Annotated in this window: 27 protein-coding genes; 20 read left to right on the top strand and 7 right to left on the bottom strand. The window is 63.8% G+C overall.

What is annotated here, in order from left to right; genetic code table 11:
* The 17 genes from KK488_RS19875 to KK488_RS19795 all read left to right on the top strand — a co-directional run.
* Positions 1-206 (top strand): hypothetical protein (locus KK488_RS19875; RefSeq protein ID WP_214624691.1); only part of this gene is annotated, 206 nt, incomplete at its 5' end.
* A 2-nt stretch (positions 207-208) separates the two neighbouring features.
* On the top strand, positions 209-607 hold the full coding sequence (locus KK488_RS19870; protein ID WP_214625458.1) for a CopG family transcriptional regulator: 399 nt from the start codon (positions 209-211) through the stop codon (positions 605-607).
* Positions 604-1590, top strand: a complete 987-nt coding sequence (trbB, locus tag KK488_RS19865) for a P-type conjugative transfer ATPase TrbB (protein ID WP_214625457.1) — start codon at positions 604-606, stop codon at positions 1588-1590. The genes KK488_RS19870 and trbB overlap by 4 nt, the downstream gene beginning before the upstream one ends.
* Positions 1591-1592: 2 nt before the next feature.
* Positions 1593-1928, top strand: coding sequence for a TrbC/VirB2 family type IV secretion system protein (locus KK488_RS19860; RefSeq protein WP_214625456.1), 336 nt, complete (start codon positions 1593-1595; stop codon positions 1926-1928).
* Entirely contained in the window at positions 1925-2188 is a 264-nt protein-coding gene (locus KK488_RS19855; protein WP_214625455.1) for a VirB3 family type IV secretion system protein, read from the top strand. The genes KK488_RS19860 and KK488_RS19855 overlap by 4 nt, the downstream gene beginning before the upstream one ends.
* Positions 2182-4608: a conjugal transfer protein TrbE gene (gene trbE / locus KK488_RS19850; RefSeq protein ID WP_214625454.1), complete on the top strand. Its 2427-nt coding sequence runs from the start codon at positions 2182-2184 to the stop codon at positions 4606-4608. Before KK488_RS19855 ends, trbE begins: the two co-directional genes overlap by 7 nt.
* A gap of 22 nt (positions 4609-4630) precedes the next feature.
* Positions 4631-5380 carry a P-type conjugative transfer protein TrbJ gene (trbJ, locus tag KK488_RS19845; RefSeq protein WP_214625453.1) on the top strand — a complete coding sequence of 250 codons (750 nt, stop codon included), beginning with the start codon at positions 4631-4633 and terminating at the stop codon, positions 5378-5380.
* A gap of 117 nt (positions 5381-5497) precedes the next feature.
* Positions 5498-6799, top strand: coding sequence for a P-type conjugative transfer protein TrbL (gene trbL / locus KK488_RS19840; RefSeq protein WP_214625452.1), 1302 nt, complete (start codon positions 5498-5500; stop codon positions 6797-6799).
* Complete coding sequence (trbF, locus tag KK488_RS19835; protein ID WP_214625451.1) at positions 6799-7605, top strand: conjugal transfer protein TrbF; 807 nt, start codon at positions 6799-6801, stop codon at positions 7603-7605. The genes trbL and trbF overlap by 1 nt, the downstream gene beginning before the upstream one ends.
* Positions 7602-8546 (top strand): P-type conjugative transfer protein TrbG, encoded by a 945-nt coding sequence (trbG, locus tag KK488_RS19830; protein ID WP_214625450.1) that lies wholly within the window; start codon positions 7602-7604, stop codon positions 8544-8546. Before trbF ends, trbG begins: the two co-directional genes overlap by 4 nt.
* Positions 8543-9742 carry a TraB/TrbI/VirB10 family type IV secretion system protein gene (locus KK488_RS19825; protein ID WP_214625449.1) on the top strand — a complete coding sequence of 400 codons (1200 nt, stop codon included), beginning with the start codon at positions 8543-8545 and terminating at the stop codon, positions 9740-9742. Before trbG ends, KK488_RS19825 begins: the two co-directional genes overlap by 4 nt.
* On the top strand, positions 9743-9961 hold the full coding sequence (locus tag KK488_RS19820) for a DUF2274 domain-containing protein (RefSeq protein ID WP_214625448.1): 219 nt from the start codon (positions 9743-9745) through the stop codon (positions 9959-9961).
* On the top strand, positions 9958-10197 hold the full coding sequence (locus tag KK488_RS19815; RefSeq protein WP_214625447.1) for a helix-turn-helix transcriptional regulator: 240 nt from the start codon (positions 9958-9960) through the stop codon (positions 10195-10197). The genes KK488_RS19820 and KK488_RS19815 overlap by 4 nt, the downstream gene beginning before the upstream one ends.
* Before the next feature lie 207 nt (positions 10198-10404).
* Entirely contained in the window at positions 10405-11532 is a 1128-nt protein-coding gene (locus tag KK488_RS19810; protein ID WP_214625446.1) for a DUF4062 domain-containing protein, read from the top strand.
* A gap of 263 nt (positions 11533-11795) precedes the next feature.
* Positions 11796-12272, top strand: coding sequence for an Hsp20 family protein (locus KK488_RS19805; RefSeq protein WP_214625445.1), 477 nt, complete (start codon positions 11796-11798; stop codon positions 12270-12272).
* Positions 12273-12357: 85 nt separating this feature from the next.
* Positions 12358-12873, top strand: a complete 516-nt coding sequence (locus tag KK488_RS19800) for an Hsp20/alpha crystallin family protein (RefSeq protein ID WP_214625444.1) — start codon at positions 12358-12360, stop codon at positions 12871-12873.
* An 83-nt stretch (positions 12874-12956) separates the two neighbouring features.
* The gene (locus tag KK488_RS19795) at positions 12957-13589 is read left to right on the top strand and encodes a MarC family protein (protein ID WP_214625443.1); all 633 of its coding nucleotides are present in this window, start codon (positions 12957-12959) and stop codon (positions 13587-13589) included.
* Between the two features lie 17 nt (positions 13590-13606).
* On the opposite strand, the gene KK488_RS19790 is transcribed toward KK488_RS19795, so the two are convergent.
* Together KK488_RS19790 and KK488_RS19785 are read right to left on the bottom strand one after the other, a co-directional pair.
* Complete coding sequence (locus KK488_RS19790; protein WP_214625442.1) at positions 13607-13876, bottom strand: usg protein; 270 nt, start codon at positions 13874-13876, stop codon at positions 13607-13609.
* Positions 13873-14112: a hypothetical protein gene (locus tag KK488_RS19785; protein WP_214625441.1), complete on the bottom strand. Its 240-nt coding sequence runs from the start codon at positions 14110-14112 to the stop codon at positions 13873-13875. The genes KK488_RS19790 and KK488_RS19785 overlap by 4 nt, the downstream gene beginning before the upstream one ends.
* Positions 14113-14380: 268 nt before the next feature.
* Here KK488_RS19785 and groES point away from each other — a divergent pair, with 268 nt between their 5' ends.
* The 3 genes from groES (at position 14381) to KK488_RS19770 (ending at position 17318) form a co-directional block, all read left to right on the top strand.
* On the top strand, positions 14381-14695 hold the full coding sequence (groES, locus tag KK488_RS19780) for a co-chaperone GroES (RefSeq protein WP_214625440.1): 315 nt from the start codon (positions 14381-14383) through the stop codon (positions 14693-14695).
* A gap of 54 nt (positions 14696-14749) precedes the next feature.
* Positions 14750-16369 (top strand): chaperonin GroEL, encoded by a 1620-nt coding sequence (gene groL / locus KK488_RS19775; RefSeq protein WP_214625439.1) that lies wholly within the window; start codon positions 14750-14752, stop codon positions 16367-16369.
* Between the two features lie 133 nt (positions 16370-16502).
* Positions 16503-17318, top strand: coding sequence for a trypsin-like peptidase domain-containing protein (locus KK488_RS19770; RefSeq protein ID WP_250890797.1), 816 nt, complete (start codon positions 16503-16505; stop codon positions 17316-17318).
* A 136-nt stretch (positions 17319-17454) separates the two neighbouring features.
* Here KK488_RS19770 and KK488_RS19765 read toward each other — a convergent pair whose 3' ends face one another.
* The 5 genes from KK488_RS19765 to KK488_RS19745 all read right to left on the bottom strand — a co-directional run bounded on the left by KK488_RS19765 (position 17455) and on the right by KK488_RS19745 (position 24578).
* Positions 17455-18087: a tyrosine-type recombinase/integrase gene (locus KK488_RS19765; RefSeq protein WP_214625437.1), complete on the bottom strand. Its 633-nt coding sequence runs from the start codon at positions 18085-18087 to the stop codon at positions 17455-17457.
* A 315-nt stretch (positions 18088-18402) separates the two neighbouring features.
* A complete protein-coding gene (locus KK488_RS19760; protein ID WP_214625436.1) occupies positions 18403-20166 on the bottom strand; it encodes a UvrD-helicase domain-containing protein in 1764 nt (587 codons plus the stop codon).
* The gene (locus tag KK488_RS19755; protein WP_214625466.1) at positions 20163-21968 is read right to left on the bottom strand and encodes an ATP-dependent nuclease; all 1806 of its coding nucleotides are present in this window, start codon (positions 21966-21968) and stop codon (positions 20163-20165) included. Before KK488_RS19755 ends, KK488_RS19760 begins: the two co-directional genes overlap by 4 nt.
* A 325-nt stretch (positions 21969-22293) precedes the next feature.
* Positions 22294-22818, bottom strand: coding sequence for a Mov34/MPN/PAD-1 family protein (locus KK488_RS21840; RefSeq protein ID WP_214625435.1), 525 nt, complete (start codon positions 22816-22818; stop codon positions 22294-22296).
* Positions 22815-24578 (bottom strand): HesA/MoeB/ThiF family protein, encoded by a 1764-nt coding sequence (locus KK488_RS19745; RefSeq protein WP_214625434.1) that lies wholly within the window; start codon positions 24576-24578, stop codon positions 22815-22817. The genes KK488_RS21840 and KK488_RS19745 overlap by 4 nt, the downstream gene beginning before the upstream one ends.
* Positions 24579-24727 lie beyond the last annotated feature (149 nt).

The following is a 24727-nucleotide window of genomic DNA, read 5'->3' as shown; positions in this document are numbered from 1 at the left end:
AGGTTCGGCATCCCGCGCACGAACTTGAGGCGCCCGTACAGCAGGACGTGGGTCCGGCCGATGTCCTCGGTCTCGGCGACGACGACACCGATGCTGCCACCGACAAGCGCGCGATGGACCAGGCCCGATCGCTCGCCGCCACGCGCGCCGTCTACGCCATCGATTCCGCGTCGTCGCGTCCCGACGACCTGCAGCTGGACTTCTGACCATGGTCGAGAAGGTCCGCCATCAGCTGTTCCTCGCGAAGCCGCTCAGTGATCGGCTCGAAGCCCTCTCGGCAAAGCCCGGGGCGACCAAATCGGCGATCCTTGCCGATGCCCTGACGGCCTGGCTCGACCGCCGCGGATCGTCCGAACTGGACGACCGGTTCGGGCTGAGGCTCGATCGCATGACGAACGCGCTCTCGCGCATCGAGCGCGACGGCTACGTCCTTCTCGAGACGCTCGCGCTCTTCATCCGGTTCGAACTCTCGATCCAGGCCCCGCTTGCCGACGGAGATCAGGCGGGACGTGCGATCGGCCGCGAGCGGTTCGAGGCTTTCGTGGGGCAGGTCGGCCGCCAGGTCGCCGCCGGACGGCGCACGCTCGGCGCGGAGCCGGATCGATGAGCGGCGCGCTCGCCCGGGATCGCCGCCGTGTCATGCTGCGCACGGCGATGGGCCCCGATATCGCCCTGGCGCTGGCGGACGCCCAGGTCGTCGAGATCATGGTCAATCCGGACGGCGCGCTCAGGCTGGACCGCCTTGGCGAGGGCCGGACGGACACCGGCGTCCGTCTCGATCGGGAGCAGGTCGAACGGATCATTCGCCTCGTCGCCAGCCATGCGCGGGCGGAGGTCCATGACGGCTCGCCGATCGTATCGGCGGAGCTGCCGCCACATGCCGAAGGTCGCGCCGGCGAACGCTTCGAAGGCGTGCTGCCGCCGGTGTCGACGGCACCCTGCTTCTCGATCCGCAAGCCCGCCGAGCGGCTCCACACGCTCGACGATTATGTGGCCGACGGGATCATGATGGAGCCGGCTGCGGATGCCCTGCGCGCCGCGGTCACCCAGCGCTTCAACATCCTCGTCGCCGGCGGCACGAGCTCGGGCAAGACAACGCTTGCCAATGCGCTGCTGGCCGAGATGGCGTGGGTCGATGCACGCGTGATCCTCATCGAGGACACCCGCGAACTGCAGTGCCCGCTGCCCGATACGGTAGCTCTGCGGACCCGCCCCGGGGCGGTGTCGATGACCGACCTGGTCCGATCGACCATGCGGCTCCGGCCCGATCGAATCATCGTCGGCGAGGTTCGCGGCCCCGAAGCCCTCGACATGCTCAAGGCCTGGAACACCGGCCACCCGGGCGGGATCGCCACCGTCCACGCGAACAGCGCGATCGCCGCCCTCTACCGGATCGAGCAGCTCGTCCAGGAGGCCGTGATCACGGTGCCCCGCCAGCTGATCGCGGAAGCGATCGACATCATCGTCTTCATCGCCGGCCGCGGCACCCAGCGCCGGATCGCCAGCATCGCGCGGGTCGGACCACTCGACCCCGACACCGGCGCCTACGCCCTCACCGAGCTTCTCGTCCCTCGCAACCAAGGAGATTGATCATGACTGCCATCAGGATTCCCGACCGCCGCACCACCTTCCTTGCCGGCGCCGTCATCGGCCTCGGACTGGCCATCGCCACCAAGGCGCACGCCGCCGGAACCGGGATGCCGTGGGAGCAGCCCCTGCAGCAGGTGCTGGATTCGGTGCAGGGTCCCGTCGCCAAGATCGTGGCGGTGATCATCATCATCGTCACCGGCCTGACCCTCGCCTTCGGGGAGACTGCCGGGGGCTTCCGCCGCCTGATCCAGATAATCTTCGGCCTGTCGATCGCCTTCGCGGCATCGAGCTTCTTCCTGAGCTTCTTCAGCTTCGGCGGCGGAGCGCTGATCGCGTGAGCGAGCATATCGAAGGCTTCGAGGTTCCCATCCACGGGAGCCTCGGAGCGCCGATCCTCCTCGGCGGTGCACCGCGCGGCCTCGCGATCGTCAACGGGACGCTCGCGGCGGCGATCGGTCTCGGTCTCCAGCAATGGATCGCGGGGATCGTCGTCTGGGCGGTCGGGCACAGCATCGCGGTCTTCGCGACCCGTCGCGACCCGTCCTTCGCTCCCGTCCTGATTCGCCACCTCAGACAGAAGGGCTATCTCGCATGCTGAGCCTGCGTGAATACCGCCATGGCGCCGATCGCCTTGCCGATCATCTTCCCTGGGCCGCACTGGTGGCGAAGGGTGTCATCCTCAACAAGGATGGCAGCTTCCAGCGGACGCTGTCGTTCCGCGGACCTGATCTCGAAAGCGCGACCGAGGCGGAGCTCGTTTCCGCCTGCGCACGGGCGAACAATGTCCTCAAGCGGTTCGGCACTGGCTGGGCGCTGTTCTTCGAGGGCGAACGCCGGGATGCTCTCGGCTATCCGGGCAGCGCGTTTCCAGACCCAGTCTCCTGGCTTGTCGACGAGGAACGTCGCGGGCGCTTCGAGGCGGAAGGCGCCCATTTCGAGAGCCGCTACCATCTGACCCTCGTTTGGCTTCCTGCGGCAGACGGCGCGGACGCGGCGGGCCGATCGCTGGTCGATCGCCCCGATGCTGCTGACGGCCGAGACTGGCACGCCGCACTGGCGACCTTCGTCGCCGAGACGGACCGCGCACTCGATCTGTTCGCCGCCTTCATGCCGGAAGTCCGCGCGCTCTCGTCCGAGGAGACGCTGACCTATCTGCACGGAACGATCTCGAGCCGTCATCACCGGGTCTCCGTGCCCGAGACGCCGATGTATCTCGATGCGCTTCTGGCGGACACGCCGCTGGTCGGCGGGCTCGAGCCGATCCTCGGCGGCCGGCATCTGCGCACACTGACGCTTGTCGGCTTCCCGAACGTGAGCCGACCCGGCATCCTCGACGCGCTCAACGAGGCGGACTTCGCCTATCGCTGGGTCACGCGCTTCATTGCACTGGACAAGACCGACGCGACAAAGCTGCTGACCAAGCTGCGCCGGCAGTGGTTCAACAAGCGCAAGTCGATCTCCGCGCTGCTGCGCGAGGTGCTTTACAATCAGCCCGCCCAGCTGCTCGACAGCGACGCGGACAACAAGGTCGCCGACGCCGACCTCGCCCTTCAGGCGCTCGGCGGTGATCACGTTTCCTTCGGCTATCTGACCACGACCATCACGGTCGCCGACGAGGATCGCGCTGCGGTCGAGGCCAAGATCCGGCAGGTCGAGCGGATCGTCGGCGGCCTCGGGTTCACGACGATCCGCGAGGGCGTGAACGCGGTCGAGGCGTGGCTGTCCTCGATCCCGGGCCATGTCTATGCGAACGTCCGGCAGCCGATAATCCATACCCTCAATCTCGCTCATCTGATGCCGTTGTCGGCGGTCTGGGCGGGGCCCGTCGCCAACGGGCATCTCGAAGGTCCGCCCCTGCTGGTGGCGCAGACGGCCGGATCGACGCCCTTTCGCCTGTCCACCCATGTCGGCGACGTCGGCCATATGATGGTCGTCGGGCCGACCGGCGCCGGCAAGTCGGTGCTGCTGGCGCTGATCGCGCTGCAGTTCCGCCGTTATCCCGATGCCCAGGTCTACATCTTCGACAAGGGCTTCTCGGCGCGCGCCGCCGTGCTCGCGATGGGCGGAGCACACCATGCTCTCGGGGCCGACGCCGCATCGGACGCCGCACTGGCATTCCAGCCGCTCCTGCGGATCGACGACGCGACAGAACGGAGCTGGGCGGCGGAATGGATCGCTGCGCTGCTCGACGCCGAACGCGTCGTCGTCACCCCCGAGGTGAGGGACGCGGTGTGGTCCGCCCTAGGCAGCCTGGCCTCTGCGCCGCCTGCCGAGCGGACGATGACGGGGCTTGCGCTTCTCCTCCAGTCCAATGCGCTGCGTACCGCAATCCAGCCGTACACGCTCGACGGACCGCACGGGCGGCTTCTGGATGCGAGCGAGAGCGGGCTGGCGTTCGCCGACGTCCAGTGCTTCGAGACCGAGGCTCTGCTCGGACAGGCGAGCGTCGTGGCCCCGGTGCTGACCTATCTGTTCCACCGCCTCGAGGAACGCTTCGACGGTCGCCCGACATTGCTGATCCTCGACGAGGCCTGGATCTTCCTCGACCATCCGCTCTTCGCCGCGCGCATCCGCGAGTGGCTGAAGACCCTGCGCAAGAAGAACGTCGCGGTCCTGTTCGCCACGCAGAGCCTGGCCGATGTCGCGGGCAGCAGCATCGCGCCGGCCATCATCGAGAGCTGCCCGCAGCGAATCCTGCTTCCCAACGATCGCGCGATCGAGCCCCAGAGCAGAGAGGCCTACGCACGCTTCGGTCTCAACGATCGCCAGATCGAGTTGGTCAGCCGGGCGACGCCGAAGCGGCATTATTACCTGCAGTCCGCGCGTGGAAACCGCCTGTTCGAACTGGGTCTCGGACCGGTTGCGCTGGCGCTGTGCGGTGCATCCGACCCGGCCAGTCAGCGCCGCATCGACACCATCCTCGCCGAGGCCGGCCCCGACCGGTTCGCCACCGATTTCCTGGCGGCCGCCGATCTCGGCTGGGCTGCCGACCTTCTCGCCGATTTCACCGCTCCCTGACCCCAAGCCCCGGAGAATCAAGATGACCAGAATACCCCTGAAGAAGTACCTGATGGCCGGCGCGCTCGCGCTCGGCGCAAGCGGCTCGCTCGTGATGGGTGTGCTGACGACGGCGACGCCGGCACGAGCTCAGCTCACCGTCTTCGACCCGAGCAACTACAGCCAGAACATCCTGACCGCGGCGCGGACGCTGCAGCAGATCAACAATCAGATTCAGATGCTGCAGAACCAGGCGCAGAGCCTGATCAACCAGGCCAGGAACCTGAGCACGATCACGTTTCCCGAGCTGCAGGCGATCACCCAGACGATCCAGCAGATCGATCAGCTGATGGGCCAGGCGCAGGCCATCCGGTTCCGCGTCGCCGGCCTCGACCAGCAGTTCCAGTCGATGTTCCCGACGAGCTTCAATCAGGCTCTCACCAGCAACCAGCATGTCACCGACGCCCGCGCGCGCCTGGATGCTTCGATGGATGCTTACAAGCACACCATGACCGTCCAGGCGCAGGTGGTCGAGAACGTCGCTGCGGACGCGAGCACGCTCAACGGCATCGTCCAGCGCAGCCAAGGTGCGCAGGGCGCGCTTCAGGCGCAGCAGGCCACGAACCAGCTTCTTGCACTCGTCGCCAAGCAGCAGTTCCAGCTCCAGACGCTGATGGCGGCACAGTACCGCGCCGATGCGATCGAGCGGGCGAGCCGCGCGCAGGCCCAGTCGGACGCGCAGGGCGCGACGAAGAAGTTCCTCGGCTCCGGCAACGCCTACACCCCCCAGTAGGCGCCGGCACGGCGTCGACGGACCTCGCCCCTCCGCCGACGTCGCCGCGGGGCGCGTCGCAGCTCCCCCAGGCGCGCCCCGCGGCATTTCTCCCCATCTCGTCAGGACATCGCCACCGTGAACGACCTCAACGTCATCGACCAGTTCATGCAGGCCTTCATCACCTACATCGACAGTGGGTTCGGCCTTCTCGGCGGCGACGTCAGCTTCCTCAGTCGGACGTTGATCGCGCTCGACATCACGCTGGCCGGCCTGTTCTGGACGCTCGGCGGCGAGGACAATGTTCTCGGACGCCTGATCCGCAAGATCCTCTACATCGGCGCCTTCGCGTTCATCCTGAACAGCTTCTCGACGCTCGCCGACATCATCTTCCGCTCGTTCGCCCAGGCCGGGCTGACCGCTGGCGGGGGCGGGATGGCGGCGGCGGACCTGCTCAAGCCCGGTCGCCTCGCCGGAACCGGCTTCTCCGCGGCCTGGCCCCTGCTCGAGCAGGCCTCGCAGATGATGGGCTTCACCAGCTTCTTCGACAATTTCCTCACGATCATGGTCCTGCTGATCGCCTGGGTGCTCGTCATCCTCGCCTTCTTCATCCTGGCCGTGCAGATGTTCGTGACGATCCTCGAGTTCAAGCTGAGCTCGCTTGCCGGGTTCATCCTCGTCCCCTTCGCGCTCTGGAACCGGACGAGCTTCCTGGCGGAGCGCGTGCTCGGACACGTCGTCAGCTCCGGCATCAAGGTCATGGTGCTCGCCGTGATCGTCGGCATCGGCTCCAACTATTTCTCCCAGTTCACCACCGCCCTGCAGGGCCAGGAGCCCGATATCGGCCAGGCATTGAGCCTCGTGCTCGCCAGCCTTGCGCTCTTCGGCCTCGGCATCTTCGGCCCCGGGATCGCCTCGGGACTGGTATCGGGCGCGCCGCAGCTCGGTGCCGGCGCGGCGTTCGGCACGGCTCTGGGCGCCGGGGGCGTCATCGTGCTGGGCGCGGCGGGCGCCGCCGGCGCCGCACGCGGACTGGCAGCGGCCGGCATGGGCGCCGTCCGGGCGGGCACTACGATGGGGTCTGCCGCTGGCACGGCCTACAAGCTGGGCCAGGAGGCGAGCGGCTCGGCGTCCGTCGGCGCCGGGATGAAGGGGGTCGCCACCGCCGCCTCCAGTGCTGCCCGCTCGCGCATGTCCGCAGCCCTCGGGCTCGGCGAGGCCGCCGAAGCCGGCCGGCTGGGTGCCTTCAACGCCATGGTCGGTCGGCAGGCGGCCGCCGGTGCCGCCGCCGATGACGCCCGCAGCATGCCCGGCTGGGCGCGCGCGATGAAGGATCAGGCGTCCGCTCGACACCACCGCCAGGCTGCCATCAACGCCATCGGTCAAGGCGACCGCGGCGGCGCCGGTGCCACCCCCGACATCAAGGAAAGGGACGACTGATGATCTTCAAACGTGCCGTGCAACGCTATGGGCGATCGCCCATACCCGAAACGCCATTCCAGCGAGCCGGTCAGCTCTGGGACGATCGGATCGGCTCCGCCCGCGTGCAGGCCCGGAACTGGCGTCTGATGGCATTCGGATGCCTCGGCCTGACCGCCGCCCTCTCGGGCGGTCTGCTCTGGCAGTCGGTGCAGAGCCGTGTCGTCCCCTATGTTGTGGAGGTCGACAAGCTCGGCGAACCCCGTGCCGTGTCGGCCGCCGGTGCCGTCTACCATCCGACCGATCCGCAGATCGCATGGTTCCTCGGGCGGTTCGTGACGAGCGTCCGCTCGGTGTCGCTCGATCCGGTCCTGATGCGCCAGGACTGGCTGTCGGCCTACGACTTCACGACCAAGCGAGGCGCCGTCTTCCTCGGAGACTATGCCCGCTCTGCAGACCCGTTCGGTCGCGTGGGTGAAAGGACAGTCTCGGTGCAGGTCACCAGCGTGGTCCGCGCCTCCGATCGCTCCTTTCAGGTGAAATGGATCGAGACCGCCTACGAGCGCGGCGCGCAGGCCGGATCGACGCACTGGACCGGAATCCTGACGGTCGTGCTCAAGTCGCCGCCGACAGCGGACGCTCTTCGACGCAATCCTCTCGGTCTCTACGTCGACGCGGTCGACTGGAGCCGCGAGCTGGAGCCCGGAACGACAGCGCCGGCACCCTCGCGCCCCGCAGCAGCGCCGACAGCGAACCTGCCGCTCGGATCGCCGCTCGATCCGAGCCTCGCCCAGCCTCAGCAACCACAAGCGGAGACCCGTCAATGAGATTCCACCTTCTTGTCGCGCTGCTCGCCAGCGCCGGCAGCGCTTCAGCGCAAACCGTTCCAGCGCCGCCGCCATCATCGGCCGGCACCATCCCGCCCGTTGCGGCGCCGGTCGCCGCAGTGCCGATGCCCGTCGTCACGCCGCCGGCCGCCCCGCGTCGACGCCTGCCACCCTCGCCAGCGGAGCTGCGGGTGCGCGCTGCAAATCGTGCTGCGACCTTGGAGCCGGCGACGGCCGGCTACATCAACGCGGTGCAGGTCTACCCGTTCAGCGACGGGTCGGTCTATCATGTGCTCACCGCTCCGGGACAGGTGACCGACATCACGCTTCAGCCCGGCGAAGTGCTGGGAGCGGTCGCCGCGGGCGACACCGTGCGATGGGTCATCGGCGACACCACCAGCGGGACCGGCGATTCACGGCGAACGCACGTCCTCGTCAAGCCGTTCGCACCCGGGCTTGCCACGAACATAATCATCACCACCGATCGCCGGACCTATCATCTCGCGCTGACCAGCGTTGGACGCGCGGCGATGGTCGCGATCTCCTGGACCTATCCGCAGGACCAGCTCATCGCGCTGAAGGCAGCTGCGGATCGCACTCGCGCCGCGCAGCCGGTTGCCACCGGCCTTTCGGTCGACCAGCTTCACTTCGACTATGTCATCTCGGGCGACCGTCCGACGTGGCGGCCGGTCCGTGCATTCGACGACGGCCGCCAGACCTACATCGAATTTCCGTCAGATCTCGGGACCGGTGAAGCACCGCCGCTCTTTCTCGTCGACGCGAAAGGCGCTGCTCAGCTCGTCAATTATCGCGTGCAGGGTCGATATTACGTCGTCGATCGCCTGTTCGAGACGGCCGAGCTGCGCCTCGGTCTGAAACGCCAGGAGATCGTGCGGATCAACCGCACCGGTCAGTCCGACACACGACGGAGGGCGTCGTGACCGAGACCGCACTCCCGCAGAATGCGAAGCTCGACCCCGAGACGCTGGCGATCCGCGCCCGACCACCGCGCGCGATCCGGTTCAAGCGCGGTGTGATCATTGCGATCGCCGCCATCGGCTCGGTCAGCCTGATCGCCGTGACGTGGATGGCGCTGAAGCCGCGCCTGTTCCAGCACGGCGAAAACCAGCAGGAGCTCTCGCAGCCGAACGTGCGGCCCATGAGCGACGGTCTGAACGGCGCGCCTGCCACCTATGGCGACGTGCCCCGGCTCGGCCCGCCGCTTCCCGGAGACCTCGGCAAGCCGATCCTGGAGAGGCAGCAGCAGCTGGCGACCGGCGTGGACCCCGGCAGCCAGCAACTGCAGCAGGCGGAGGCCGCGGAACGCGAACGTCGACTGGCCGAACTCAAGGCCGCCCGGGAATCCGGCGTGCTCGTGCAGAACCGGCAGGTCTCGACGCCGACTGAACCCGTTGCGGCCGAGTCGTCGCCCGCGCCGGCGAGCGATGCCGACAAGGTCGCGCTCGATCCGGATCGGGATCCGAACGCGCAGGCACGCAAGGCCGCCTTCGTCGGCAAACGTGATGCGACGGGGGACATCAATCCCTACGCGCTGGCCGCGTTGCCGTCGCCGTACACACTGTCGGCCGGCAGCGTGATTTCGGCCAGCCTGATCACCGGGCTGCGATCCGATCTCCCGGGACTGGTCACCGCCCAGGTCACGGAGAACATCTTCGACAGTGCGACCGGTCGCATCCTGCTCGTACCGCAAGGCGCGCGGCTCATCGGAAGTTACGACAGCGTCGTCGCCTTCGGGCAGAAGCGCGCGCTCATCGTCTGGCAACGCATCGTCATGCCGGACGGCAGCTCGCTGCGGATCGACAACGTGCCGGCGACCGATCCGTCGGGCAACGCCGGTCTCGCCGACAAGGTCGACCTCCATACCTGGCAGCTGCTCAAGGGCGTCGTCCTTTCGACCCTGCTGGGCGTCAGTTCCGAGCTGGCGCTGTCGGGTCAGAGCGATCTTGTTCAGGCGATCCGGATGTCGACGCAGGACAATGTGGCCCGGGCCGGCGATCAGATCACCCAGCGCAATCTCGGCGTCCAGCCGACGATCACCATACGACCGGGCGCCCCGGTGCGCCTCGTCGTCCACAAGGACCTGATCCTTGCGCCACCCTCGAGCAGGAGCGACTGAATGGCCGACATCAAGCTGCCGCAGCTTCCGGACCGCACGCCGATGAAGCTCACGATCTCGGTGATGCCCGACCTCCATCAGGCGCTGACCGACTATGCCGCGCTCTACGCCAGGACCTATGGACGGGACGAACCGGTCGCCCAGCTGGTCCCGGCGATGCTCGGCGCCTTCCTTGAAAGCGATCGCGGCTTCGTCCGAAGCCGTGCCGGCGGAAAATGAGCGACGACCAGCCCGATCGCCTGCTCAAGCTCGACGAGGTCAAGCGTCGGGTCGGGCTGGGAAAGTCGATGATCTATCGGCTGATCCAGGAGGGTAAGTTTCCCGCGCCGTACAAGGTCACGTCCTCCGCCTCACGCTGGAGTGATCAGGAAGTTCGAGCGTGGATCGATGAGGTGAAGGATGGCTTCGAAGGCAAGAAGCGCAAGGTGGGACAGTCAAACATACACCGCCTGTAAATCCGCACCTGCTTGTCCTATGTAGTGCTCAGTTCGGAAACGACAACTCCCCTGCCTCACGAGATTCAAATCCTGACTGCAAGGGCATTTATGGCCGCATCCGCCAACATTGCCGCCGTTCGCGCCCATAGAAAGCCGTCCCATTAGCCGCCATTCGTTCATGCGCCGATCTGTGGACAATGCGGGATCCGGGCCTACATTCGCCCTATGCGCATTTTTATCAGCTCACTGATTACTGGCTTCGAAGCTCAGCGAGCAGCTGCGCGCCGAGCCGTCACCACGCTGCGACATGAGCCCGTGATGGCCGAAGACTTTGGCGCTCAGCCGAACTCGCCGCAGATCGCTTGCCTACAAGGTTTAAGAAGCAGTGACATGATGGTCCTGATCCTCGGCGAGCATTATGGATTTGTGCCGCATAGCTCCCCTTTGTCAGCGACCCACCAGGAATATCGAGAGGCGCGCGAAACCAAGCCAGTTCTCGCGTTCGTTCAAGAGGGCATAGCGCCTGGCCCCGAGCAGGCGGCTTTCATAGCCGAAGTGCAGGCTTGGGAAGGCGGGCTGTTCCGGGGTAGTTTTATTGCGCCCGACGACTTGCAAGATGGCCTTACGCGCGCACTACACGACGTCACTTTGGCTAATGCAACAGCGCCGGTTGATGAACAGGAAATGGTGGCGAGCGCCATCGCAATGCTGCCAAGGGAAAACCGGAACCAAGCAACATCTGCCATGCTCGAACTGGTCGTAGTTGGCGGGCCGCGGCAGCGGATACTGCGCCCGGTCGAACTTGAAGACGAAGGTCTTGCCGAACGTCTGGAGCAGTCGGCGTTGTACGGAAAAAATCGACTGTTCGACCGTTCGCTGGGCACTACCAGCGGTCTCGATGGAGCCGACCTGATACTCAGCCAAGAGCGCGGTGCTAGTATACGTTTGACTGAGCATGGATCGATTGCTGTTCGTGTTCCTCTAGATGAGCCTCGTTCTCAGGGTCGGGGTATGGATCATATGAGCGGCATGGTGATCATTGAGGAGTCAGTCCAGAATCGACTCGGCATGGCGCTCGATTTCGCGGCAGAAATCATCGATCACATCGACCGTACGCAGCGGCTGACGCACTTGGTAATAGCGGTTCGATTGTCGGGGGTAGAGTACCGCGGTTGGCGGACACAGGCACAACACGCTGCAAGACCGAATTCAATGCAGTTGGGAATGGGAGGCGAGCGTGAACGACCACCGGTTACCCTCACCACGCGGCGCGCAGCACTCGGTCTTGACCGCACCGTCTTAGTTGAAGACATTCTCATACCGTTGCGCCGGCAGTTTCCATCAGCAGATTGAAGCTAGACTTTCGGCGTCACCACGAGCCAGCTCACGCCAGGCTTCAATCGTCGGCAGATGGCGCCCTGATATCGGACATTTGGAGATCAGGACCTGGTTCCTGAAAGCTGACGTTCATTCCGGTGCATCCCACCCTTGAAATGGCCCTTAGCTTAACTAGCTAATTGCCGCCGGGCGCCATCCGGGCCCGGCTGGACATCGAGAGCGCCGGCTCTGTATCCGGCGCGTTTCATGCCCAGATCGCTTCAATGGAGGATTTGGAAATGAGAACCAATTTCGACTTTGCGCCCTATCGGCGCGCCACGGTCGGCTTCGACCGACTGTTCGATCTGCTTGAAACCGGCCTGCGCGGCGATGTCGCCGATGGCTATCCGCCCTTCGATATCGTCCGGGAAGGCGAGGACAGCTACCGGATCACGCTTGCGGTCGCCGGTTTCCGTCCCGACGAGATCGAACTGGTCGCCCAGCCGAACCAGCTCATCGTCATCGGCAAGCATGCCCCGGAAGATGACAAGCGCGAGTATCTGCATCGCGGCATCGCCGCGCGCAGCTTCGAGCGGCGCTTCCAGCTTGCCGATTTCATCGAGGTGGGCGAGGCCAGCTTCGAGAACGGCCTGCTGAGCGTCGCGCTCAAGCGCGTCGTGCCCGAGGCGATGAAGCCGCGCCGGATCGAGATCGGCGGGAGTCCTTCGCGGGAAAAGATCGAACCGCCGAAGGACAAGGCTCTCGAAGCGGCCTGATCCTGACGCTTACCGGCTTGCCGGGTCGGCAGCGAAGCCGGCCCGGAGGCCAAGACAATTCCAGCCAGAAAAGGAGATGATCGTCATGGCATTTCGTGATCTCATTCCCTGGAGCCGGCAGGAAAACCGGCTCCCTGTCCCGGTCGACGCCGAGCGTGACCGGAGCGACCATCAACTGTTCTCCCTCCACCGCGAGATGAACCGCCTCTTCGACGACGTGCTTCGCGGCTTCGGCGCGCCCGCCTTCGGCGGCTTCGACCGCCTTGCCGGATGGCCGTCCGTGGAACTCGGCGAGACCGACAAGGAGATTCGCGTGACCGCGGAGCTACCGGGGCTCGACGAGAAGAATGTCGAGATTACCGTCGAGGACGGCGTGCTGACCCTGCGGGGCGAGAAGCGCGCCGAGGTGGAGGACAAGGATCGCGGCTATTCCGAGCGCGGCTACGGTCGCTTCGAGCGGCGCATCGGCCTGCCCAAGACCATCGATCGCGACAAGGCGAACGCGACCTTCCGCAACGGCATCCTCACGGTCACGCTGCCCAAGACGGCGGCGGCCAACGAGAATGTGCGGCGCATTCCCGTCAATACGAGCGCCGCTTGAATTGCCGGTCCGGGGCGTAAAGCCTCGGACCGGCCTTCCGCCTCGGACCCATGCCCTAGAGAGCCAGCGATCGGCAACATCGCATGCAGCTTGCTTCCAGTCTTTTCTCGACCTTCATCACGCTGCTGATCACCATCGGCCCGGTCGAGACGGCCATCGTCTTTGCCGGCCTGACGGCGGGCGTGCATCATGCCGCGCGGCGCAGGCTGGCCGCGCAGGCCATCCTGATCGCCGGCTTCGTGCTGCTCCTGTTCGCGCTTGCCGGCAATGCGGTGCTCGGGCTCCTGCATATTTCGCTGCCGGCCTTTCGCGTGGCGGGCGGCATCCTGCTGTTTCTTCAGGCGCTCACGCTCACATTCTCGAGTCCCGGCCTTTCCTCGATCAGTGAAAGCGAGAAGAGCGACGCGCTGCGACCAGGGAACATCGCCGTCTTTCCGCTGGCCTTCCCACTGATCGCGGGGCCCGGCGCGCTGTCCGCTGCCGTGCTGCTCATGGGGCGTGCGCAGACAATCGGGGAAGCGGCCGGTGTTCCGGCAATGATCCTGGTCTGCCTGCTGCTCACCTGGCTGGCCATGTTCGCGGCCGAGAGGCTGCTGCGCCTGCTTGGCGAGACCGGAGCGGACGTCGTCAGCCGTATTTCCGGCATTTTGCTTGCTGCCCTGGCGGTACAGTTCGTCTTTGACGGGCTGGCCGAGGGGCCGTTCCGCTTCGCGTAGAGCGCTCCCGCCCCGCCTCAGTGAAAGTCGACTTCGCCCTTCACGGCGCGCCACTCCGTGGGCCGGATCAGCCGGTCGTGTGCGATCCGCACAGAGTGGAGCGCCGCCTCGATCTCGCGCCGCCAATAGTCGAGGAAGTCGAACAATATCGGGAAATCCGGCGCGAGATCATAGTCCTGCCAGACGAACAGCTGCAGCAGCGAGGGCGCGTCTGGGCGGTAGTAATGGATCTCCGCCGTCGTCAGCCCATAGCCCTGCAGCTGTGCGATCAAGGCGCGGTCGGTCACTGGACCGGCTGCCCCTCTCTCGGGTCGTCCTCATCGAGCGCCCGCAAGGCGGCAAGCACATCGTCGACGGGAACCGGACGCTTCAGCCCCGGCGGCTTGCGAAGTGCGGGCTTGCCTTCGACCGAGACCCGGTCAGATGCCCAGGATGCCAATATGGCCCGCTTGACCTCCGGCTCGAGGCTCGGATGGCGGGCGACATCGAAGGGATGAAGAAAACGGGAGATGGGCTGCGACATGGCTGTGCCTCCTTTCCTGTAGTCGCTCCTTTCTCATGCATCGGCGTGGCCGATCGGGAAAATTTGGTGATCGTCCTGCCGCCGTCAAGAGGGACCATTCAGCAACAAAATGGTATCATTCCAGCGTACTGGCAGTGTGGACTGCCGAGTGCCAAAAAAATTTGCGCGCCCTCTTGAACGTCAAATTATCGATTCCTAGCTCGGCGCTCGCCCGGTCCTGGGAGGGACGGGGCATATCCATAACGCTTTTGCATCTGGAGGTTTTGCCATGCATTTCCGCCCCTTGCACGACCGTGTGGTCGTCCGCCGCATCGAAGCCGAGGAGAAGACCTCGGGCGGCATCATCATCCCCGACACTGCCAAGGAAAAGCCGCAGGAAGGCGAGGTCGTCGCCATCGGTCCCGGTGCGCGCGACGAGAATGGCAAGCTCGTCGAGCTCAGCGTGAAGACCGGCGACCGGATCCTGTTCGGCAAATGGTTGGGGACAGAGGTCAAGATCGACGGCGAGGACCTGCTCATCATGAAGGAGAGCGATATCCTCGGCGTGATCGAGGCCACCGCCGAACTCCGGCAGGCGGCCTGAGCTGCTTCACCCCCTCAAACATTCAGGAAGGACATAGAAAGGAGTTAGGCCATCATGGCTGCCAAGGAAGTCAAATTTGCGTCGGACGCGCGTGATCGCATGCTGCGCGGCGTGGATACGCTTGCGAATGCAGTGAAGGTGACGCTGGGTCCCAAGGGCCGCAATGTCGTGATCGAGAAGAGCTTCGGCGCGCCGCGCATCACCAAGGACGGCGTCACCGTCGCCAAGGAGATCGAGCTCGCCGACAAGTTCGAGAATATGGGTGCGCAGATGCTGCGCGAGGTCGCCAACAAGCAGAATGACAAGGCCGGCGACGGCACCACCACCGCGACCGTGCTCGCCCAGGCAATCGTGCGCGAGGGCGCCAAGGCCGTCGCGGCGGGCATGAACCCGATGGACGTCAAGCGTGGCATCGACCTTGCCGTGACCGCGGTGGTCAAGGATCTCGAGGCCCATTCGAAGAAGGTGAGCGCCAATAGCGAGATCGCCCAGGTCGCGACGATCTCCGCCAATGGCGACCAGGAGGTCGGCCGCATTCTCGCCGAGGCGATGGAGAAGGTCGGCAACGAAGGCGTGATCACGGTGGAAGAGGCTAAGAGCCTCGAGACGGAGCTGGAGACGGTCGAGGGCATGCAGTTCGATCGCGGCTATCTCTCCCCATACTTCATTACCAATGCCGAGAAGCTGAAGGTGGAACTGGATGACCCGTACATTCTGATCCACGAGAAGAAGCTCTCCAACCTGCAGGCGCTGGTGCCGCTGCTCGAGAAGGTCGTACAGTCGGGCCGTCCGCTGCTGATCATCGCCGAGGATGTCGAGGGCGAGGCACTGGCCACGCTCGTCGTCAACAAGCTGCGCGGCGGCCTCAAGGTCGCGGCCGTCAAGGCGCCCGGCTTCGGTGATCGCCGCAAGGCCATGCTGGAGGACATTGCGATCCTGACAGGCGGCAATGTCGTCAGCGAGGAGCTCGGCACCAAGCTGGAGAACGTCACGATCAACATGCTCGGCCGGGCCAAGAAGGTGACGATCGACAAGGACAACACGACGATCATCGACGGCATCGGCAGCAAGTCTGACATCGATGGCCGCGTCGCGCAGATCCGCCAGCAGATCGAGACGACCACCAGCGACTATGACCGCGAGAAGCTGCAGGAGCGGCTTGCCAAGCTCGCCGGCGGCGTCGCGGTGATCCGTGTCGGTGGCGCCACCGAGGTCGAGGTCAAGGAGAAGAAGGACCGCGTCGACGACGCGCTGCACGCCACCCGCGCCGCGGTCGAGGAAGGCATCCTTCCGGGCGGCGGCATTCCGCTGCTGCGCGCGATCAAGGCCCTCGACGGCCTCAAGGCGGCAAACGATGACCAGCAGTCGGGCATCGACATCGTCCGCCGCGCCCTGCGCGCGCCGGCGCGGCAGATCGCCGAGAATGCGGGCGAGGACGGCGCCTATATTGTCGGCAAGCTGCTCGAGAGCCAGGACTATAACTGGGGCTTCAATGCCGCGATCGGTCTGTATCAGGATCTGGTCCAGGCGGGCGTGATCGACCCCACGAAGGTCGTGCGCACCGCGCTGCAGGATGCCGCGTCCGTCGCTTCGCTGCTGATCACCACTGAGGCGCTCGTCGCCGAGCTGCCCAAGGAGGAGAAAGCGGCGCCCATGCCGGCAATGGACTACTGATCGGTCTGGGGTCCGGCCGCTTGGCCGGACCCCGTTTCGGCAAGCCGGGGCGAGCAATGGAGTCATTCCAGCCGGCCCAGTGGAGCATGATATGAGCCAGGATTCTCCTTCACCATCCCGTTCCCGCGCATTCATGGCCGCTTTACTGAGCATCTGCGCGCTCGGCAGCTTTGCGGGCGGGGCGGTGATGTCGGCGGTTTCGGAACGGGAAGAAGCGCGTGCGGCCACCATGTCCCCTTCAATCCCCGTCGACACGGTACCGCTCAATCAGCTCACGCTCGCGCCTCTAGTGGAGCGCGTGGCGCCCGCGGTCGTCAACATCGCGGTTCTGCAGGCCTCCCCCTATCTGCAGAATCCGCTGCTGCGCGATCCTTACTATCGGCTCTTCATGGGGGTTCCTGACGAGGCACTGGCGCCGCGCATGTCGGCGGGCTCGGGCTTCATCGTCGACGCCGCGCGTGGGCTGGTCGTGACCAACCACCATGTCATTGCCAACGCGCGAGCCATTGCGGTCGGTATCGGCAATCGCCAGGTCGAGGCCGAATTTGTCGGAAGTGATCCCCGGACTGACTTGGCCGTGCTGCGGGTTCCGCCGCGAGGCCTGCGCCAGCTTTCGCTCGGCGACGCACGGCGCACCCATGTGGGCGACTATGTCGTGGCGATCGGCAATCCCTTCGAGGTGGGACAGACCGTGACCTCGGGCATCGTCAGCGCCATCCGGACATCGTCCAGCGACGGCCGCCGCTATATCCAGACCGATGCCGCCATCAATCCCGGCAATTCCGGCGGCCCGCTCATCAATATGCGCGGCGAGGTCATCGGTGTGAACAGTGCGATCATCACGCCTGGCGACGGCAATGTCGGCATTGGCCTGGCCGTCCCCTCGGACGTCGCGCGCGCTGTGGTGGAACGGATTGCCGGGGTCAGTCTTACTCGGTCGGCCGTCTAACCTTCACGGGCACGCAGTATGCGTCTTGGAATTCCGCTCTCGCCCCAATCTCAGACGTTCGAACACGAATTTACGTTTCCCGAAAGCTGCCGTCTGTTCAGCAGCTCCCCGCGAAAGCGAGGAGCTGCCAATGAGCCTAGATCTCGGTCCTTTCGGCCAGGACCAGAGCGTCATCGATATCGACGCCAAGATACCGGACCGTGTTCTCGATCTTGCTATGGCCTAGCAGGATCTGGACCGCACGGAGGTTGCCAGTGGCCTTGTAGATCATCGATGCCTTGGTTCGGCGGAGCGAGTGTGTTCCGTATTCCCGGCTATCCAAGCCGATGGCGGTCACCCATTCGTCAACAAGTCGCGCATATTGTCGCGTGCTGATGTGCCCAAGATAATCCACGCGGCTTGGAAACACGTGATCGTGGATGCTGCCGCCACGTCGCTCAAGCCATTTTAGAAGGCTGGCGCGACAGTCGGTCATCATCTCGAACTGAACCGGTCGCCCCGTCTTTTGCTGGATCACGGTTGCGCGATTTCGGATCGCTGCCCCGCTCACGAGATCGCTGATCTTGATCTTCACAATGTCGCAACCGCGGAGTTTGCTGTCGATCGCGAAATCAAAGAGAGCGCGATCCCGTATTCGTCGATGCTCGTCGAGAAAGAAGCGGATCGCCCATACATCGCGTGGTTTCAGGGGCCGCTTAGGCCCAACCATAACCCCGGCATTCCAGGGCGGGCGTTCTCGAAAAGCAGGATCATACTCGGATAGTCCCATGACACATCTCCCATCCCCCTGCGGCGGGAAGGAGATTCCCCGTTACCTAGCCTAGCAACCCCTTTTTATCGGCACTGCCGCCAATAGCCGACCTTCGTCTGTATGATCGCAAATCCCGATAGCTACCGTCATTCTCACCGGAGTGGATCGAAAGCTTCCCTTGATCAGACAAGCCGGTGCACTGCCCAGTGTCGCGTTGGTGCCGGTGTGGGGCACAATCGACAGCGCTCCATCGCGACAATGATTTATCTCGCCAGACTTCGCCCTGAATGACAGGAAGTCTAGCGCAAACCCGGTCTAAACAGGGCAGGACGCTCATCCAAGGCCTGCCTCCGCGATAAACGGTGTCGGCGTGTTCTTCCAGTGAGACTGATCTGACGCGACGACGAGGATGCGCTTGGCGCGGGTCAGGCCGACGTAGAATAGCCGTCGAGATTCGTCATACGCCTCCTGCGTCGATGTCGAGAAATGCGGGATACTGCCATTGTTCATGCAGATCAGGGCTACGCCATCGAATTCACGCCCCTTGGAGTTGTGCAGCGTGATCAGCTTTAGCGCATGCTCGGGATTGGCGAACAGGCCCATATCGGAGATCAGCAGATTCGCGAGATCCACTTTGCTGGCCTGCATGTCAGACAGCATTTCCTCGGCGGAATCGATCAGCGGCTGTTTGGCGTTTCCCGGCAACCATTCCTCGCGTTCGAGATAGTCTCCAGTCTCGCGGGCGATGGCACGCAGCCAAACGACGCCGCCGGGATGCTGGTCGGCAAGTTCGCGAGCGAGATAGATCAAGCCAAGCGCCACGCGACGCCCCTGGTAGCTAAACATGTCGTAGCGCGAGTTTCCGGTGAGATCACCGATGAGCCGAAACAGTGCTCGCTCGACACCCGGGAGGCCGAGGTAATTGCCTGCCTCGGCGCAGGCTCCAAGTTGCTCGGCAAGTCCGGCAAGCAGACGCCGACGCTTATAGGGACGCGCACCCGGACCGAAGACCGGGACGTCGAATTCGCGGAGGGCGCGGGCGACAGGGATGAGATGCGTCCACCATGGCGCGAGGATTGCGGCCTTGCCGAGCGGGATGCCGGCATCCTGCAGGGCGGGCAGGAAATGGTCGGTGATAGCGTCGATCGGCCGGCCGACATGGACGTAATTCACCTGCGCCGCGAGCTGAGCCGCATCGCCCGCCGACTGCATCGCCGGAACGGTCGGGATGAGTGTTGATGCAGTGCTGACTATCGCCGGCCCGCATCGGAAGTTGCCGGTCAGGGCCGTGTCACGGTGTGCGTCGATCTGATCGCCGAACTGCTCGGCGAGTTCGGGGCACGCGCCGGCGAAGCGCATGATCGACTGGTTCTTGTCACCGACGAGAAAGAAGCGGGTGTGGAGGAAATGGCGGAGCGCGCCGAAGATGGCGATCTGGATGTCTGTGGTGTCCTGGAATTCGTCGATCAGCAGCCACGCAAAGCGGCTCGCGATGCCGCGTCCGACGAACGGGTACTGTTCGAGAATTTTCCATGAATAATAGAGGATCATAGCGAAATCGAGGCATCCGTGGGCGCGGGCCCGCTCCCAATAGAGCGCGGCGGATTCCTCGGTGACGATGCCTGTCTCGATACCCTGACCGCAAGGCTCGCCGTTCACATCAATGCGAAGCGATTCATAGTCGTCGAACGCCTGCCCGGCGGGTATGCGACCGAAGGCGTCCTCGACCGCCGTCACGATTTGCTCGAACAGACTGTTCTCGCGGGAGAGCACCTGAAACGCTGCCGGCACTTCGGGAATCAGCCAGCTATAGGGACGCAGGATGAATTGCAGGCAGAAAGCGTGGATCGTGGAGATTTCACAGCGGTCCGCGATCGCGTTGTTGCCGTAGGTGCGCAACCGGGCCTCAATCTCGTCGACCGCGGCATTGGTATAGGTGATGCAGCCAATGAATTGAGGCGTGCCGATGACTTGATCGGCCAGCGTCAGCAGTTTGGCGAGAATGACCCGCGTCTTGCCGCTGCCTGGGCAAGCCGTCAGCAGCAGATTGCCGTCATGTTCGACCGCCTCGCGCTGTTCGGGTGTCAGCCGGATCATTCGGTGAGCCACTCATAGGCCTGCTCGATATAGGGTGGCAGATCGGTCGCGAGATTGGCGTAGCGCGCTGCTATCTGCGCGAAACGCGCCTTGCCAAAGCGCTTGGCAGTATTGAGCGTGATACGACCGAGCTCGACGCGCAGCGCCGTCTCTTCAGCGACGCCCATTCCTCCGAGCGCGAGCGTTGCGAGTCCATTCTCCATCTGCGCGAGGATCTGCGGCGCGCCGAGAGCACGAACGGTCTCGACCAGCATCGGTAAGCGCCCGACCGATACCAGTTCGCGTTCGAACGTAGTCGCGCCCGCGAATGCGGCCACGAAGTTGCTTTCCAGTGCCACCAGATCGGGAGCGTCGGTTTCCGGATCGAAGTCCTCGGCGTCGGACGGCTTCATGTCAGCATCGGCCACGATGGCGCATTTCTTCTCGAGCGAGCCAGCGCGAAACAGCTTGGCATAGACGTCGAAATGGACGCCATGAATCGCTATAACCGAGATGCCGAGCCGCTCGAGCTTCACGCCGTACACCTGCTCGATCAGCGCCGGGATCAGGAACATCTCGGCCGGGCCTTCGACCAGCATGACCTTGCGGGCATAGAGCAATGCGCTCTTGGTTGCGTCGAGATAGCGTTCGAGATCGGCAATCTCCGGCGCGGTCAGCGCCGCATTGAGCGCGAGATTGCCCGCAGCAATGGTGGCGTCCTCGCGCTTAGTGAGCGATACAATACTGCTCAGCGGAACCTGCGAGGTCACCTGGGTGCTGTGACTGGTCAGGATGGTCTGCACGCCGATCGCGCGCAGTGCCGCGATGAGCGAGAATTGCAGTTGGGGATGGAGATGCGCTTCGGGTTCCTCGATCAGGATCAACTGGCCGGCCGAGCGATTGAGCGCGATCCGCCGCTGGAGATATTCTATCAAGATCGCGATGTAGAGGATGTTGTTCATTCCAAGACCGTTGCGGCCGGGTTCGAACGAGGTGAGCGACAGGTCCGACAGAATGATTTTCAGGTTACGGATGATCGCGCGGAACGTCGCGGCGGACAGGCCGAGCGTGGCGTCCATCTCGAACGCGGGGCCAGAGACATCCTTGAACCGTGCGTCGATTGCCCCTGCTATCTCGGCGATAGTCGCCGAGTTCGCGATTGCCTGATTGGCCTGGTCAAGGATGGCGATCAGGGCGTCCTGTTCGGCCGCATCGATCTCGAACGCCTCGATCAGGCGGATAAGCGGCGACTGGCGGGGGTTCCGCAAGTCATTCTCGACATCGCGGAGCGCGGGCAGATGAACAAGCAGGTAGGATTGAAGGTCAGCGAAGCGCACGGCCTCGCCGATCCCCTCGTCATCCCAGGCAATGTCGGGCAGGTCGATCGCAGGATCACCGCCACCGCGGATTTCCCACTGATAGTCCTCAAGAGTCAGAGTGCCCGGTGCGATGTCGCCACTCGCAAGTTGCTCCCGGACAGCCGGGCGCGGGCGAAAGCGGTAAAATATGCGCGCCCGATCTGCGGCGGTCTTCCAGGTACTGACTAGCGCCTCTTCGTTCACCGTGCCCTCGAACTCGGTCAGCTCAATGCCGATTAGAACTTGGCTTGGCTCGGCAATATCGATCGCGGAGTGGATGTCCTCGCGCAGCAGTGACCGGAAACTCGACGGCAACATATTGTCGAGACAGATCTGGATCGCACGCAGGATCCCGGTCTTGCCCGTATTGTTCTCGCCGATGATGCAGCACAGATCATCAGCGACATTCACGTCAAGCGACGCGAAGGTACGAAAGTTCTGAATTACGATCCGCGCTACCCGCATCATCCTCACCCGACTATTGGGCGGCGAAGTGACGCCCGATGCTATGCGATTGAATTAGGGGCCGCGCAAAGACAAGCACGTTCGCCAAGATTATACCGACTTGGCTTAATGTTTGGGATCATCTGATGGCTAGGTAAAGGTCGTGGTCTGCCACTGCAGCGCGAGGACCGGAAGCTGGGTGAGCGGACTCAGGGGCATGGAGATCGATCTGGCAGCGTGGTGGCCGGTCAGTGAGCCCCGGATTTCAGCCGTTCTGAGGCGCGCTCTTGCTGCCCGAAAGCGATCGTTCTTTTGTGCGGGCGAAATAGGAAATCGGAGGCTGTTGCTAAGGCTCGCCTAGCTCCGCGGCGTCCAAGTCATGAGTTGCAATGTAGAATGGCCAACCCATCGACAGTTCAAACAGTCGTGTAGGCTCGATACGGGGAGGCAGCCTGGAAAGGAATCCTGACCGACGACCAATCCAGCTATTTATTGCCCAACTCTCTGCGGCTCCTGCCGCAATGAGCATGAGCGGCGATCGGACCCGCCGTTCAATCCTGGCAAGCGTTTTGCGGTCCATTTCGCTCATAGAAGCGATACCGTCAGGATGTGTGTGCCAATCCCCGAGATAATCAAGATCACCGGATGAGGCAGCGAAAGCCTGTTCGATTTGGGCGACCTGCCATCGGTGATCAGGCAGAAACGTATGTCGCCCGTGGAGAGCCCTCGGCCCAGGACCCGTCAGGCCTGTAACTATCCTGTCTTCCCCGTCGCGCCATCCGAGTAGAACACCACCGGTCTCAACAGGATAGTAGGTGGTAGCAAGGAGCTGAATTGCGTCGGCTACGTCCCGTGAGAGCCAGGTCGTCACGGGTGGCCGCAGCCAGCACAACGAGGATGGGGGGCCAGATGGCCCGATCGCCAAGTGGGAAGGCAACGGCGTTCCCCTTCGGCCAACGTCAGAGAAGACCAATCCCAGTCGCCGGCGTCGAATGCATTGGGCGCCAGAAGACCGATGGCGCTACGAACGACCTCAAGAGAGACCTCCTGCAGATCGAATGAGCCGCCCGTGAATGTAGGCGAGTTACAGCCGATGGGCAGAACTGTGGCGGTCGGATTTGCGGGTGGAAGCGCAATGCTTTTGTCTTCCCAATGCTCGTTTAAGCAAACCCAGCAGGCGGAGGCGGCTGGCCGAAATCGTGCCACGACGCCTCCAACAACGCCCTCTGTTGCATAGCCAATGACCAGAGGCTTGCCGAGAGCACGGCATTCGTTGGAAAGGGCAAGCTGGCATTCGGTCGAGGCGGTTGCGTCAATGACAAGATCGACGCCCTCAATCATTGTTCTGAGTTGATCGCGCGGACTACTCTTCGCCAACTGAGCAGTTTCGAGGCTGGTCGTAGTTTCCCCAAGGCGGCCTGCAAGGGCTTCGATATTTGTCGACGGATAGTTGGCGACTAAGAAGTCCCTCAAAGCCGCTGTTTTGGGCACACCCCAAGCGGAGCGTCCTAGCGGCCAACGAACGCTATTCCCTGGTTCGACGATATCATAGTCAAGAATTGTGAGCTTTCCTATGCCGGCTCGAGCAAGTTCCAGCGCAACAAAACTACCGATCGCGCCGCATCCGAAGAGGAGGATATTCTTGCTACGCATCGCGGCCGCGACGGGCACCCGGGAGAAAAGATCGTCCGATATCCCGAAGCCTCTGATCAACGAAACCGAACGTTGCCCCTTTTTTCCTACTTTCCGACTAGCGATAAATAGCCATCCGTCTCCGAGCTGACGTGCTCCGTAGGCCACCTCGTCTTCAAACACGATCGCTGTAAGGCTAAGATCCGCCTTGCCCATGTGCTGAAGCTGCCGATAGGCCGGATTGATAAGTGCTTGGCGTGCAATTTCGGCGTCTGCGAGCGCTAGCAGATCGTCTGCACTTTGCGGCAGCGGCCGCTCCAGTCGGACCCACCGCCCGTTTGTGCGACTCCAAGCCCCAAGCCACTTTGGCTCAAAGGGCTGGGCAAGCCATTTGCCGCTTACGGGTTTGGCTGTGTGAAGCAATGCCTCGAAGTGTTGGACTTTCTCGCCGCGTGCTCGGGCGTTGATTGAAAATTCAGCTACTCCGCAGTTTTGGGGCGGAACGGCGGTCGGGCTGGCAAAATAAGCTGCCGAAACCGGTTCAGCAGCATGAGTATAGTAGGCGGCCAAGGGATCGGGAGCTTGTTCTTCAATCTCTGCAGCTTCAGCCCAATTTTCATTGCTGCGAAGCTCATTGACCCTCAAGATCTTACTCAATTGCTCTTCTATTAGATCTGCAACTTTCTGGTGCGGGTACCATTGCCCCGAATCTGGAACGAGCAAGCACAGTCCCCCATCAAAGGGGTGTTGATGACGTTCGAGTTGGAGACCTCGCGCTGATACAACCGGTCTATGGAACGGATGTAGCGGCGAGTAGCCAATCTCGAGGGATACGGAGCCAACCTGTAAGGGCCATTCCACCTCGAGAATAAGCAGGCCATGACGGTCGTGGCGCGTCTGCACTGTCGCGCCGCGCGCCGCGAAGGCGGCCATCTCAGCTTCATACAGAGACGGCCAACACTTCCACCAGTCGGTGTTCTGCTGTTCCTTTGTGACCATCGCCCTCAGCCGACGGGGCGATGTGAAGGGGGCCTGGAGGGGACGGGCGGGCCGTCGGGAAGTCCGGGCGTGTGGCTCGGCGGTCCCTTGGGGACGTCCGGGTGCTGAGGATGATCTGGATGTGGCGGATGGTCGGGCTTATTCTCGTT

This window comes from Sphingobium nicotianae, from assembly GCF_018603885.1.
Taxonomy (GTDB): domain Bacteria; phylum Pseudomonadota; class Alphaproteobacteria; order Sphingomonadales; family Sphingomonadaceae; genus Sphingobium; species Sphingobium nicotianae.
This window is presented reverse-complemented; position numbering and strand designations above follow the sequence as displayed.